Here is a 13277-nt window from a genome sequence, read left to right on the forward strand (position 1 = left end):
ACGCTGGATGAGTACCGCAAGAACGTCGAGAAGGACGCCGCCCTGGCGCGCCGCTTCCAGCCGGTGTTCGTCAGCGAACCCACGGTGGAGGACACCGTCTCGATCCTGCGCGGCCTGAAGGAGAAGTACGAGCTGCACCACGGGGTGCGGATCTCCGACAGCGCCATCGTCGCCGCCGCGACCCTGTCGCACCGCTACATCACCGACCGCTTCCTGCCCGACAAGGCCATCGACCTGATGGACGAGGCCGGTAGCCGGGTGCGGATGGCGGTGGATTCCAAGCCCGAGGAACTGGACGAGATCGACCGGCGCGTCGTGCAGCTGAAGATCGAGCGCGAGGCCCTGGCCAAGGAGCATGACGCGGCGTCCAAGGCCCGCCTGGTGAAGCTGGAAGAGGAACTCGTCGAGCTGGAGGCCGAGTCGGCCGGCATGACCGGCCGCTGGCGCGCGGAGAAGGAAAAGGTCACCGCCGGCGCCCAGTCGCGCGAGGCCCTGGACCGCCTGCGCGCCGAGCTGGTGGCGGCGCAGCGGCGCGGCGACCTGCAGCGCGCCTCCGAGATCGCCTATGGCGAGATCCCCGGGCTGGAGAAGCGCTTGGCCGAGGCCGAGGCGGCCGAGAACTCGGCGGACGCCATGTCCCCCGAAGTGGTCGACGCCGAGCAGATCGCCGCCGTGGTCTCGCGCTGGACCGGGGTGCCGGTCGAGAAGATGCTGGAGGGCGAGCGTGAGAAGCTGCTGGCCATGGAAGACGGGCTGCGCAGGCGCGTGGTCGGCCAGGAGGAGGCGCTGCTGGCGGTCTCCGACGCGGTCCGCCGCGCCCGCGCCGGCCTGAAGGACCCGCAGCGGCCGATCGGCTCGTTCCTGTTCCTGGGCCCCACGGGGGTCGGCAAGACCGAGTTGACCAAGGCGCTGGCCGAATTCATGTTCGACGACGAGGGCGCGATCACCCGCCTCGACATGAGCGAATACATGGAAAAGCACTCGGTCAGCCGGATGATCGGGGCGCCGCCTGGCTACGTCGGCTACGACGAGGGCGGGGCGCTGACCGAGAGCGTGCGGCGCCGGCCCTATCAGGTGGTGCTGTTCGACGAGGTCGAGAAGGCCCACCCGGACGTGTTCAACGTGCTACTGCAGGTGCTGGACGACGGCCGCCTCACGGACGGCCAGGGCCGCACGGTCGACTTCCGCAACGTCGTGATCGTGATGACCTCCAACATGGGCTCGGAATATCTGGCCGCCCTGCCGGACGGCGAGGATGTGGAGAAGGCCCGGCCCGGGGTCATGGAGGTGGTCCGCCACCACTTCCGGCCCGAGTTCCTGAACCGGATCGACGAGATCATCCTGTTCAAGCGGCTGGGCCGCGGCGAGATGGACGACATCGTCCGCATCCAGCTGCAGCGGGTGGAGAAGCTGCTGGCCGACCGGCGCATGTCGATTGCCCTGGACCCCGCCGCCCTGCACTGGCTGGGCGAGCGCGGCTACGACCCGGTCTATGGGGCCCGGCCGCTGAAGCGGGTGATCCAGAAGGAACTGATCGATCCGATCGCGCGCAAGCTGCTGGCGGGCGACCTTGAGGACGGCGCCGTCATCGACGTCCACGGCACGGGCGACGGCCTGGAGATCGGCCGGGCCAAGGTGCATTAGGCGAAACGCCCGCCGGTCTCCCGGCGGGCGCTACGGTTTCGGCGAGGCGCGAGGGCCTAGTCGCGGCAGGGGACCCAGCGGCGGTGTTCGCGGTACATGTCCCGGCGGGGATTGTAGCCGTGGTACTTCACCATGCAGTTGTGCACGTGGCCGTAGTAGTTGTTCTCGTGGCCGCGCCAGTGACGCATGTAGCGGTGCTGCGGCGGGCCGGGCTCACGACCCCAGGTGGGGTCCCAGTGGCCCCAGCGTTCCTGCACGACGACGGTTTGAGCGGTCGCCGCGCCCGCGGCTCCGGCCAGCATCGCGGCGGCCAATCCAGAGGGTCTGTCCCCTGCCGAACAAACGCGCCCCGGCGCTGGAAGTTCGCGCTAAAGCGCGACGGCCGCGGTCTTGCCGCCGTGCACCACCACGCGGCGCATCAGGGCCATGCCGGCGCCGCGGGGATCGCCGGCCGGCTTCACGACGGTGATCAGATACCAGGCGCCGTCCGCCAGGCCGCCGAACGCGAACTGGTCGGCCTCGTCGCAGGTGGTGCGCTTTACATAGGGCCCGGCGTCGCCGGCGGGCGCCTTGGGGGTGCGGGCGCGGACCTCGTCGGTCGGCAGGGCGGCGCGGTCGGTGGACCCGTAGAGCGCGGCCATCCGGCGGCTGGACCACGGGGTCTCCGGGGTCAGCACCACGCTGGAGCCGGCGCAGGTGTAGCGGACCGCGCCCTGCTTGTAGGCCAGCCGCCCGGCGATGATGTTGCCGCCCGGCCGCTGCGACCAGGCGAAGTCGGCCGCCGAGAAGCTTACCGAGCCCATGGGCATGGGCGGCGCCGCGGCCGGTGGCGGTGGGCCCAGACTGGGCGCGCAGGCCGAAACCAGGGCGGCGATGGCGAGGATGCCCAGCATTGGGGCGGCGGGCAGGGAGCGGCGAACCATGGCGCTCATCCTATAGGCAAATGTGGCCACAGCTTGAAATGTTTCAGTCAAATGACGCTCAGTCGTCGCCGCCCGGGCGTCCGCGCCGCGCCTTGACGGTGGCGCGTTTCGCCTTGCCGTCCAGCCGGCGCAGCTTTGAGGCGTAGGTCGGGCGGGTCCGCTTGCGCGGCGGCGGCGGGGGCTCTGCGGCCTTGCGGATCAGGGTCAGCAGGCGATCGTAGGCGGCCTGCCGGTTCATCTCCTGCGAGCGGTATTCCTGGGCGACCAGGACGATGACGCCGTCCAGGGTCAGGCGGTTGCCCGACAGCTTGTACAGCCTCGCCCGCACCGGCTCGGGCAGGCTGGGCGAGCCGCGCACGTCGAACCTGAGCTCGATGGCCGTGGAGACCTTGTTGACGTGCTGGCCCCCCGGCCCGGAGGCGCGCACCGCCCGGACCTGCACCTCGTCGTCCGTCAGGACGATTTCGGGGGTGACCTCGATCATGGCCGGGAGATGCCACGGTTCGCGCCTTGGCGCACGGCCCCAGCGCACGGCCCCAGCGCACGGCCCCAGCGCTTCGGGGGAGGAACTGAAGCGCTTCGAGTTCCTCACCCGCGAAGCGGCTACGGCATTCACACATCGCTGAACTCGGTGGATGTGATCGGCGCCTGCCGAGGGTATCGTCCTTCGCCCCTTGCGGGAGAAGGGTTCACGGTAAGCTTTGGCGAGATGTGTGAATCCTGCAGGCGGCGGGGGCAGGGGGCGGGGGAGGTGGGTGAAGGGGTGGAGGGCGCGCTGGGGCGTTTCCCTTGACCTTTCGGGAAAAAACCGCTTCACACCCCCGGCTTTGCCGCTCCGCCGTTGCGCGGGCGTGGCCGCTTTCGATGTCTCAGGAGAACGATCATGCGCGTCTACTATGACCGCGACGCCGACATTTCCCGGATCCTGGACAAGAAGATCGCCATCGTAGGCTATGGCAGCCAGGGCCGGGCGCACGCGCTCAACCTGCACGATTCCGGCGCGAAGACCGTGGTCGTGGCCCTGAAGCCCGGCTCGGCCACCGCCAAGAAGGTCGAGGCCGACGGCCTGAAGGTGATGAGCGTCGCCGACGCCGCCAAGTGGGCCGACGTGCTGATGGTGCTGGCCCCCGATGAGATCCAGCGGGATATCTACAAGGCGGACATCGAGCCCAACCTCCGCGACGGCGCGGCCCTGCTGTTCGCCCACGGCCTGAATGTCCACTTCGGCCTGATCGAGCCCAAGGGCTCGGTCGACGTGCTGATGGTGGCGCCCAAGGGCCCCGGCCACACGGTGCGCGGCGAGTACCAGAAGGGCGGCGGCGTGCCCTGCCTGATCGCGGTGCACCAGGACGCCACGGGCGGCGCCATGGACCTGGGCCTGGCCTATGCCTCGGCGATCGGCGGCGGTCGTTCGGGGATCATCGAGACCAACTTCCGCGAGGAGTGCGAGACCGATCTCTTTGGGGAGCAAGCGGTCCTGTGCGGCGGGTTGGTCGAGCTGATCCGCGCCGGCTTCGAAACCCTGGTCGAGGCCGGCTACGCGCCGGAGATGGCCTATTTCGAGTGCCTGCACGAGGTGAAGCTGATCGTCGACCTGATCTACGAGGGCGGCATCGCCAACATGAACTACTCGATCTCCAACACCGCGGAGTACGGCGAGTATGTGTCGGGCCCGCGCGTGGTGACGCCCGAGACCAAGGCCGAGATGAAGCGGATCCTGGACGACATTCAGTCCGGCCGCTTCGTCCGCGACTGGATGAACGAGAACGCCGCCGGCCAGGCCAGCTTCAAGGCCACGCGGCGCCGCGGCTCCGAACACCAGATCGAGGAAGTCGGCCAGCGCCTGCGCGCCATGATGCCGTGGATCACCAAGAACGCCCTGGTGGACACGGCGCGGAACTGAGTGTGCGCTGAGCCGCCGCCGCGGGCCGCGGCTCAGCGTCGCTCGAACACCATCAGCCGGTCGTCGCGCATGAACCACTGTGGGATGGCCACGACCTCGACGCAGGTGAACTGCGCGGCCAGGGCGGCGAAGAAGGCCGGATCGGCGGCGCCGCCCAGCCATTCGCCGACATAGATCACCTGGCGGCCGCCATGGGCCGCGAGCGCGCGGGTAGCCATGCCGGCGCCCCAGGGCGGCCAGCAGAGGAACAGCGCCTTGTCGGCGTGGTCGCCCGCCGCGGCCGCGTCGCCGACCCTGACCTCGCTCCAGGTGAACGGCGGCGGCGCCACGTCGAAGGCCGCGACCGTGACCCCGGCCTGCCGCAGGAGCCAGGCCCAGTAGCCGCCGCCCGCCCCGATCTCCACGACGGACGGCGCATGGCGGCGGATCGCGGCGATCGCCTCGTCGGTCGGCACCGCCCAGGCGAAGTGGCCGGCGACGGCGGCCTTGAACGCCAGCCAGTCGGGCGACAGCAGTTCGGCCGCCGTGGGCGTCGTCGCGGGGTCGCGCCGCACCGACGGCGGCAGGGCCAGGAAGAACGCGTGGTAGGGGTTGAACAGCCGCACGCCGCACGCCGCGCCGCTGCCCTGACTAGCCGATGGCGGCCCCTGACGCCGCCTTGTTGGCCGCGATCATGGCGTTCATCCGATAGTAGGTCGTGGGGTCGCTGCTGCTGGCATAGGCCGGCGGGATGTAGAGCGTATAGCCGGCCGACAGCCCGCCGTAGGCCAGTTCGTGGACGGTGATCGGCCGGATCACCGGATCGCAGCCGTGGAACACAGCGGCTTCATACAGGTACATCGGGTGGGTCGCGGGATAGATCGCCAGCAGGCGCTCGATCAGCAGCGGCATGGCCGAGAGGTCGTAGCCCGCCGGCTTGAAGGTGGCGTCGCCCACCACGCCGATCTGCCACAGCACCACCGAGCTGGCGGGGTCGATGACCCGGCCGTTGAGCAGGAAGTCGGTCGCCTCGTAGGACTGGCAGCCGCTGATCCCCGGGTCGACGCCGAGGTCTGCGAACAGGCAGTCCTCGGCCGAGATCCCCGGCAGCATCCGGGCCTGGAACCCCTCGGCGCGGGCGCGCCGGATCGACTCGTGGGACGGATAGACGAAGACGCCGGGGTGCCCGTAGCAGGCCATGCAGGTGACCATGCCCGCGCGCACGCAGTCCAGGGTGCGCTCGACCATCTGGTTATAGGTCTCGATCCGCGGCTTGCCCTCGGCGTACAGGCCGGTGAGCGACTCTGCCCCGGCGGGATTGAGCTCCTTCAGCATCGCCTCGGCGACGGGATCGCCGACGACATAGAGCACCTTGTCGGCCTGCCGGATCCAGGCGACGGCCTCCATGGTCAGGTGGCCCACCGTCCGGATGCCCGTGCCGACGACGATCAGCGAGCCCTTGTGGACCCCGTTGCCGTTGCCGTTGGGTTGCGCCGGGGCCGGCGCAGGGGCTGCGGTATCGTCGGTCGGCCCGGCCATCTCTGAACCTTTCCATATCGAACAACGGGGCGGCGCGCGCGCCGCCGGACGCCGTCAGCCCGGCTGCTGGGGCCCTGGGGTGACGAGCGGATGGATCTGCGGGAACACCTGCGGAAAGATCTGAGGGTGAACCTGAGGGAAGATCTGGGGAAAGATCTGCGGATGCACCTGGGGGAAGATCTGCGGGAAAATCTGCGGATGGACGACCACCTGCGGATGCACGATCTGCGGATGGATCTGCGGGAAGATCTGCGGATGCACCTGAGGGAAGATCTGCGGGTGGACTACGACCTGTGGGTGCACCTGGGGGAACTGCGGGAACTGGGGAAATTGCGGCGGCGCATTGGGGAACATGCTCGAACTCCCTGGGCCGAAGGCGGGCTGAGGGCCGCGGACGGTCGGTTGATCGGCCGCGGCGCCCTCCGGTGCGCCGGGCGGCCTCACCATGTCCACCACCAGCACGGCGGCCGGCGTCGGAGGTGGGTCGAAGGAGAAGCGCTGGCCCATGAGCCGCGCATGGATCGCCCAGGGCTGGCCGCCCTTCAGGATCGCGCGGTCGACCTCGCCGATGCCGGCCGCCTGCATGGCGGTGTCGGGGTCCTTGATGTAGGCGCCCAGCCGCGCGGGGTCGGTGGCCAGAGCGACCATGAAGGTGCGAAATTCGTCCGGGGTGTCCGGAGCGGCTTCGGCGGCGACCGTCGTCGGGTCGCTCCCAGGTGTCGGGGTTTCGTCGCCGTCGCCGGACTTCTTGACTGTCATCGCAGCCCCGCTCACCGAGTAAACGTACAAATCCATACGCCGAGACCTGACCGTGCGCAAGCAACACGTGTATTTGATGCAACCCATCAGCGCGGTTACAGCAAATTGACTCGACAACGCCGCCTGGCAGTGGGCCGCCCCGCCCCGGTTGCGTGACCCTGCACGACCGCGCCGCGCAAGCCGGCGCGGTTGGGGCTAGACTCAGGCGCCTGAGTCGGAGGACCGGCGATGAAGAACCATCTGGGCCGGTTCCTGCGCGAAGACCGGCTGCGCGAACTGGGTGCGGCGGCGGTCGGCGAGAACGTCGCCGTGCACGAGACCTGCGTGCTGGTCGACCTCGAGAACATGCGGTTCGGCAGCAATGTGCGGATCGACCCGTTCTGCATGCTGAGCGCGGCCGGCGGATGGCTGACGATGGGTGACTTCGTGCATGTCGCCACCCATGTGTTCGTCACCGCGGGCTCGGGCGTCGAGCTCTGCGATTTCGTCGGCCTGTCGCCGGGCGTGCGGGTGTTCTCCCGCTCCGACGACTTCACCGGCGAATACCTGACCAATCCGACCGTGCCCGCGACGTTCACCAAGCCGCCGGCCTTGCGACCGGTCCGGGTGGGCCGCCATGTGGTGGTCGGCGCCGGGACGGTCATCCTGCCGGAGGTCGACATCGGCGATGGCTCGACGGTCGGCGCCGGCTCGGTGGTGACAAGATCCCTTGATCCCTGGGGCATATACGTCGGCTCGCCCGCCCGGCGGGTCCGCGACCGGAGCCAGGGCCTGCTGGCGGTGGAGGCCCGGTTCCGCGCCAGCCTCGTGGCCGGCGAGGTCGTGCTGCCGGTGTCGCGGCTCTAGGAAATGAAGGCATGAGCGTTCTCGAGGAAGTGCTGGCCGACGCCCAGCCGGGGTACGAGGACTCGGTCGCCACGATCCTGGCCCGCTTCGACGCCCACCTCGACGGCGTCTACGACGGGGCGGAGGCGGACGAGTTCGTCGCCCGCACCATCGTCGGCCTGGAGCGGCCGGACCTGGACGCCGGCGTCCGGCTGCAGCTGATCAGCGACCTCTCGGCCCTGGCTTGGTGGTGCGGCATCGACCTGGGGCCGCAGGGCGCGGGCGCGCTGTCCGCCCTGGCGCGGCGTACGTACTACGAGGCGGCCCAGGCCGTCCGGGTCCGCATCGACCGCGCCGATCCCGCGGCGAAGACCGCGCACGCGGTGTTCGTGGGCCCGCTGGTCAACCGCCTGCATTCGCCCACCCGCGGGGCCTTCGACTATGTCCGCGCCCTGGCCCGCGACCCGGCCAACCGGCGGGTCGACGTCTACTACTCCGGCGAGCTGACCGACGACCTGCGGATCTATGGCGGCGAGCGCCTGGGCGCGGACGCCGGCAAGGCGCGGTTCATCTCGATGACCGCCAATCCGGACTTCCTGGCCGATGTGGTGGGCGACGGGTTCTGCACCTTCCACGTCTGGTGCGAGCAGGCCTATGCGATCCACATCAGCCTGATGTCGCTGCTGGGTCCGACGGTGATGTTCACCTGCGGCGACGCGGCGCCGGCGCAGTTCGCCGACGTCTACTGGTACTGCCACGAGGCCGACTACATCCGTGCGCTGTGGGCCGGGCAGGGGGCGCCGGAGAGCTTCGGCAAGCGCTACCGCCAGACCGAGAGCGCCGCCTTCAACCGCGTCGCGCCGCTGCGCACCCGCACCCGCGCCGAGCTGGGCTGGGGCGCCGGGGAGGTGGTGATCGTCACGGCCGGCAACCGGCTGGGGATCGACATGGACCAGGTGTTCGTCGACGGCCTGGCCGGCTTCGTCATGCGCCACGAACGGGTGCGCTGGGTGGTGGTCGGCCGGTTGCAGGACTTCTTCATCGGCGCCTTCGAGCAGGTGCTGGGCGAGCGGTTCACCCACGTTGCGTTCGATCCGGACCTGGCCAGCCTGCTGGCGCTCACCGACATCTTCGCCAACCCTTTCCGGGCCGGCGGTGGCAATACGGCGGTCATGGCCATCGACGCCGGGGCCGTGGTGCTGACCCGCGGCGACCTGGGCGACGTCGGCGCCTTCGTGCCGCCGGCGCATCGGGCGGGCGACGCGGACGCCTATTTCGCGATGCTGGAAGCTCTGGTCGCCGACCCGGCCCTGAGGGCCGCCCAGGCCGCCGAGCAGCGGGCCGTGCTGGCCCGACGCCTCGACCAGGACCTGTTCGCGGAGGAACTTAAGGCGCTGTCGGCCCTGGCCTATGAGCGGTTCGCCAAACGCACGCCGGTGTCGCTGGAGCAGGTGTTCGCCCAGGCGCCGACCAGGCGGCAGACGCTCAAGGGATCAGGACGCCGCGCACGATTGCGATGACCTCGTCCAGGGCGGCGATATCGATCTCGGGGAAACAGGGCAGGCCCAGGGTGCGGGCGGCCAGCGCCTCGCTGACCGCAAGCTCGGTGCGCGGCAGGTCGCGGAACGCCTGGTGGCCGTGCAGGCCGCGACCCCACCAGCGGCGGGTGGCGATCCCGGCATAGGCCAGCCGCCGCTCGATCTCGGCGATGGCCCCGGCCTCGGCCTCGATGTTGGCGGTGGTGCAGGTCCAGGCGTCGCCCAGGCCGTGGGCCATGGTGAGCGTGGGAAGGTCCATGAACGCGGCGCGATAGTAGCCCAGCACGCCCAGGTGGCGGCTGCGCTGCAGCGGCCACAGATCCAGGGCGGCGTGGCCGAAGGCGGCGCCATACTCGCTGAGCTTGCCGTTGCAGCCGCTGAGCGTGGCGTCGCGGGTGCCGTCGAAGCCGAAGTTGGCGCGGCGGCGGATGTCGGCGATCACCGCCGGGTCGCGGCTGATGACGAAGCCGCCTTCCCCGATGCCCAGGGCCTTGGTGGCGTGCAGGCTGACCACGGCCGGCGCCGCGCCAGGCCGGAGCGCGTCGAAGCCGGCGGCGGCGTCGATCACCACCGGCACGCCCGACATCGCCTGCAACAGGTCCCAGGTCTCCGGCGCGAGGGGCTGGCCGAACGGCGCCACGGGCACGATCGCCGCCACCTGGCCCGGGGCTTCGCGCAGGGCCGCCTCGGCGATCTGGGAGGTGAGCGCGCCGCTCGACGGGTCCACGTCGACCAGGAACGGCGTCAGGCCGGCGGCGATGGCCGCGTGGGCGGTGGCGGCGAAGGTCCAGGCCGGCATGACGCAGTAGTGCCCGCCCCGCGCGGCGGCGGCCTGCAGCGCCAGGGTCAGGCCGGTGGTGGCGTTGTTGCAGGTGACCACATGGCCCGCCGGCAGCCCGAAATGGGCGCCGAACCGATCCTCCAGCCGGGCGTTCACCGGCCCGAAGTTGGAATAGGTCCGCGCGTCGTCGATGGCGTGGAGATAGGGCAGGGCGGCCTCGAGCGGCGCCAGCCGCGGCCGCGCCACCGGGATGCGCGGCGCGCGCGCCAGGTCCCACGGCCGGTCGGACGTGTCGAGGGCAGGGGTCTGGGCCTGCACCGCGTTCGGAACGGATGGGATCGCCGCCATCCGGCCATGGGACCCTAACTCGGTTGACGCCGGCTTAAGACGGGTCCTCGCCGCGCTTGGCCTTCATCCGCGCGCGGCCCTGCTTGTTGCGGGTGATCCACAGCCGCTTGTTCACCAGGGCGGCGTGGGGATCCTCCTTGCGCTTCTCGAAGGCGAGTTCGCCCTGCAGCTTCTGGTAGGCCAGCCAGCGCTCTTCCGGCAGGTCGCCGGCCGCAATGGCCGCGCGGACCGCGCACCCCGGCTCGCGCCCGTGGCCGCAGTCGCTGAACTTGCACTGGGCGGCCAGGGTCTCGACGTCCTCGAAGGCCTCCGACACACCGCCGCTGGCCTCCCACAGGCCCAGCTCGCGCATGCCGGGGGTGTCCAGGATCAGGCCGCCGTAGGGCATCAGCACCAGTTCGCGGTGGGTGGTGGTGTGGCGGCCCCGGTCGTCGGCCTCGCGGATGGCGCCGGTGTCCATCCTCTCCTCGCCGGCGAGAGCGTTGAGCAGGGTGGACTTGCCTGCGCCGGACGAGCCCAGCAGCACGGCGGTGCGGCCGGGCTGGAGATGTTCCAGCAGCGCGTCCAGGCCCTGGCCGGTCTTCGACGAGATCGCCAGCACCGGAGCGCCGAAGGCGATGGCCTCGACCTCCGCCACGGTGTCTTCAAGGCCGTCTGCGAGGTCGGCCTTGGTCAGCACGATGACCGGCTGGGCGCCGCTTTCGTAGGCGGTGGCCAGATACCGCTCCAGGCGGCGCAGGTTAAGGTCGGCGTTCAGCGAGGCGACCAGCAGGGCCACGTCGGCGTTGGCCGCCACCACCTGGGCCCCGCCGCGCGATCCGGACGCCTTGCGGATGAAGGCGGTGGATCGCGGCAGCAGGTGCTGGACCAGGAACTGGCCATCACGCGCCTCGCCGGCCACCCAGTCGCCGGTGGCCGGGCGGTCGGCTTCCGAGGTGGTCTTGAGCAGGCGGCCGGAGGCCAGGCCGTCGCTCTCGCCGTCCGGGGTGACGAGGCGGTAGCCGCCGCGGTGCTGGATCAGGATGCGGGCGGGGACCAGGCCCTCAGCCGCATAGGGTGCGAAGTCGTTCTGGAGCCGTTCGCTCCAGCCGTATGAGGTCAGCAATGGAGAAGTCCTTGATGTCGAGAGCCAGTCAGGCGTCGACCGCGGGTATCCCCAGGCGGGGGCAGGCCGGCCGTCAGGCAGCCTCAGCGGCGACGCAGCGAGGGGCTGCGTGAGCAATGGGCGACATGCGACAACCTCCTCTGCCGATGGTCTCATCAGGAACGACGGGACCTTGGCGTTCGCCCGGCGCTCCGTCAAGAAGAGGCTGGGCTTGAGGAGGAGACGAGATGGCCGACGCCGCCGAGGTGACCGACAACGTCGCCGAACGCCGCTTCGAGGTGCGGCTGGGCGACGACGTGGCCTTCGCCGAATACCGCCTGAAGCCCGGCCAGATCGTCCTGCCGCACACCGTCGTACCGCCGGCGTTCGAAGGCAAGGGCGTGGCCAGCGCGCTGGCGAGGACCGCCTTCGGCTATGCCCGCGAGCACGGCCTGACGGTGATCCCCACCTGCCCGTTCATGGCCGGCTGGGTAAAGAAACACCCCGAGGCCCAAGATGTCGTCGACGGAAGCTGCAAGGCGGAACTCGGGATCGGTTGAGATGGTCAAGTCGGCCGCTGCGACCGTCGACGCATGGCTGGCCGGGGTCGACCCGACCCGGGCGCCTGTGCTCGCCAAGGTCCGTGAGGCGGCGATCCGGAACCTGCCCGACCATGTGGAAAGCATGAGCTACGGCATGCCGACCTATCGGCGGGACGGCGGGCCCGACTTCGCCTTCAACAGCCAGAAGCAGTACATCTCGCTCTACGTCAGCCAGCGGGTCCACGCCTTGAACGCGGCGGTGCTGGCGGGCCTGGACAGGGGCAAGAGCTGCATCCGCTTTCGCAAGCCCGAGCAGATCGACCTTACCCTGGTCGAAAAGCTGCTGGCCGACACCGCGAAGATCGACGACGCGCCCGCCGCCTAGCTCAGTACCCGATGCCGCTCATCCCGGCGAAGGCCGGGACCGAGATGGGATGGCTCAGACGTGGGCCCCAGGCGCGCCGAGCCTGTCCAACCAGCGTCTCAGCCATCGGATCTGGGTCCCGGCCTGCCGGGATGAGCGGATGTAAGGCCAATCGAGTCTGGACCCTAGAACCAGGGCAGGTCGGCCTCGCCGCGCAGGATGGCCTCGACCTCCGGCCGGTGCTTGTCGCCGTCGCGGTCGTGCAGGACCAGGGGCGGCAGCAGCCGCAGGGGCGCTTTGCCGGTCTTCACCGCCCGCACCAAGACCCGCTTGGCCGGCGCGTCGGCGAAGGGATGGATCGGGCGCACCTGGACCGAGCCGGTCTTGTCGGCCAGCAGGGCCATCAGATCGCCCAGCCGGTCCGCGCGGTGGATGACGGTCACCGTCCCGCCCTCGTGCACCGCCTTGGTGAGGAAGCCGATCCAGGCGGCCAGGCCGTCGTCGGCCATCCAGGCGGCGCGCCGTTCGGGCGCGGGCCCCCGCAGGGCGCCGGCATCGTCGAAGAACGGCGGATTGGCGAAGGCCGCGTCGAAGGCGTCCAGGCCCAGCAGGGAGAAGCGCACCGCCACGTCGCCTTCAACGGCCTCGACGCGTCCGGCCATGCCGTTGAGCGCGATGTTCTCGTGAGCCAGGGCCAGGGCCGCCGTATCGCGCTCGACGCCGGTGAAGCGGGCGTCGGGGCGTCGGGCGGCCGCCGCCAGCAAGGCCCCGCCCGCCCCACAGCCCGCCTCGATCACCCGCTCGCCCGCCAGAGCGTCGCAGGCCGCCGCCAGCAAGGCCGCATCCAGCCCCGCGCGGTATCCCCGGGCCGGCTGCCGCAGGCTGACCCGACCGTCCAGCAGGCGGTCTTCGGTGACTGCATCCATTCGGCGGGCCTTGGTGTAGAAGGGAACGAAGCGTGCGGGCGTGGTCGCTTGACCGTGCCCTATCGCGTCACCATTGTCCCGCCGAACGGTGGCCGTAGGGCGCGGTCGCCCCGTTGGAACTA

At 70.6% G+C, this 13277-nt stretch carries 15 protein-coding genes; 6 read left to right on the plus strand and 9 right to left on the minus strand.

Translation table 11 applies throughout. The annotated features are described in order from the left end of the window. Positions 1-1644, plus strand: a 1644-nt coding sequence (locus Q0R13_RS04835) for an AAA family ATPase (RefSeq protein ID WP_293900295.1), incomplete at its 5' end; no start/stop codon positions are given. A 56-nt stretch (positions 1645-1700) separates the two neighbouring features. On the opposite strand, the gene Q0R13_RS04840 is transcribed toward Q0R13_RS04835, so the two are convergent. The 3 genes from Q0R13_RS04840 to arfB form a co-directional block, all read right to left on the minus strand. Next, the gene (locus Q0R13_RS04840) at positions 1701-1946 is read right to left on the minus strand and encodes a hypothetical protein (protein ID WP_293900298.1); all 246 of its coding nucleotides are present in this window, start codon (positions 1944-1946) and stop codon (positions 1701-1703) included. A gap of 66 nt (positions 1947-2012) precedes the next feature. Next, positions 2013-2567: a hypothetical protein gene (locus Q0R13_RS04845; protein ID WP_293900301.1), complete on the minus strand. Its 555-nt coding sequence runs from the start codon at positions 2565-2567 to the stop codon at positions 2013-2015. 58 nt (positions 2568-2625) lie between these two features. Then, on the minus strand, positions 2626-3051 hold the full coding sequence (arfB, locus tag Q0R13_RS04850) for an alternative ribosome rescue aminoacyl-tRNA hydrolase ArfB (RefSeq protein WP_293900304.1): 426 nt from the start codon (positions 3049-3051) through the stop codon (positions 2626-2628). Between the two features lie 399 nt (positions 3052-3450). On the opposite strand from arfB, the gene ilvC reads away from it, so the two are divergent. Then, on the plus strand, positions 3451-4470 hold the full coding sequence (gene ilvC / locus Q0R13_RS04855) for a ketol-acid reductoisomerase (RefSeq protein ID WP_293900307.1): 1020 nt from the start codon (positions 3451-3453) through the stop codon (positions 4468-4470). A gap of 32 nt (positions 4471-4502) precedes the next feature. Here ilvC and Q0R13_RS04860 read toward each other — a convergent pair whose 3' ends face one another. Genes Q0R13_RS04860 through Q0R13_RS04870 form a run of 3 tightly spaced genes read right to left on the minus strand, consistent with a single transcriptional unit; the run spans position 4503 to position 6747 of the window. Beyond that, positions 4503-5075: a hypothetical protein gene (locus tag Q0R13_RS04860; RefSeq protein WP_293900310.1), complete on the minus strand. Its 573-nt coding sequence runs from the start codon at positions 5073-5075 to the stop codon at positions 4503-4505. 25 nt (positions 5076-5100) lie between these two features. Further along, positions 5101-5988 carry an SAM-dependent methyltransferase gene (locus Q0R13_RS04865; RefSeq protein WP_293900312.1) on the minus strand — a complete coding sequence of 296 codons (888 nt, stop codon included), beginning with the start codon at positions 5986-5988 and terminating at the stop codon, positions 5101-5103. A 54-nt stretch (positions 5989-6042) separates the two neighbouring features. Further along, positions 6043-6747 carry a hypothetical protein gene (locus tag Q0R13_RS04870; RefSeq protein ID WP_293900315.1) on the minus strand — a complete coding sequence of 235 codons (705 nt, stop codon included), beginning with the start codon at positions 6745-6747 and terminating at the stop codon, positions 6043-6045. A 228-nt stretch (positions 6748-6975) separates the two neighbouring features. Between Q0R13_RS04870 and Q0R13_RS04875 the strand changes: the two genes are divergently transcribed. Both Q0R13_RS04875 and Q0R13_RS04880 read left to right on the plus strand, forming a co-directional pair. Further along, positions 6976-7593, plus strand: coding sequence for a DapH/DapD/GlmU-related protein (locus Q0R13_RS04875; RefSeq protein WP_293900318.1), 618 nt, complete (start codon positions 6976-6978; stop codon positions 7591-7593). Between the two features lie 11 nt (positions 7594-7604). Then, positions 7605-9092 (plus strand): hypothetical protein, encoded by a 1488-nt coding sequence (locus tag Q0R13_RS04880; protein WP_293900321.1) that lies wholly within the window; start codon positions 7605-7607, stop codon positions 9090-9092. Here Q0R13_RS04880 and Q0R13_RS04885 read toward each other — a convergent pair. Continuing rightward, a complete protein-coding gene (locus Q0R13_RS04885; RefSeq protein ID WP_293900323.1) occupies positions 9058-10239 on the minus strand; it encodes an aminotransferase class I/II-fold pyridoxal phosphate-dependent enzyme in 1182 nt (393 codons plus the stop codon). The two genes, Q0R13_RS04880 and Q0R13_RS04885, sit on opposite strands and share 35 nt — an antisense overlap. A gap of 34 nt (positions 10240-10273) precedes the next feature. Continuing rightward, positions 10274-11344, minus strand: coding sequence for a ribosome small subunit-dependent GTPase A (rsgA, locus tag Q0R13_RS04890; RefSeq protein ID WP_293900326.1), 1071 nt, complete (start codon positions 11342-11344; stop codon positions 10274-10276). A 227-nt stretch (positions 11345-11571) separates the two neighbouring features. Between rsgA and Q0R13_RS04895 the strand changes: the two genes are divergently transcribed. Both Q0R13_RS04895 and Q0R13_RS04900 read left to right on the plus strand, forming a co-directional pair. After that, positions 11572-11883 carry a GNAT family N-acetyltransferase gene (locus Q0R13_RS04895; RefSeq protein ID WP_293900329.1) on the plus strand — a complete coding sequence of 104 codons (312 nt, stop codon included), beginning with the start codon at positions 11572-11574 and terminating at the stop codon, positions 11881-11883. A gap of 1 nt (position 11884) precedes the next feature. After that, complete coding sequence (locus Q0R13_RS04900) at positions 11885-12250, plus strand: iron chaperone (protein ID WP_293900332.1); 366 nt, start codon at positions 11885-11887, stop codon at positions 12248-12250. A gap of 164 nt (positions 12251-12414) precedes the next feature. Here Q0R13_RS04900 and Q0R13_RS04905 read toward each other — a convergent pair whose 3' ends face one another. Beyond that, entirely contained in the window at positions 12415-13155 is a 741-nt protein-coding gene (locus Q0R13_RS04905) for a methyltransferase (RefSeq protein WP_293900335.1), read from the minus strand. Positions 13156-13277 lie beyond the last annotated feature (122 nt).

This window comes from Phenylobacterium sp., assembly GCF_025351295.1.
GTDB lineage: Bacteria > Pseudomonadota > Alphaproteobacteria > Caulobacterales > Caulobacteraceae > Phenylobacterium.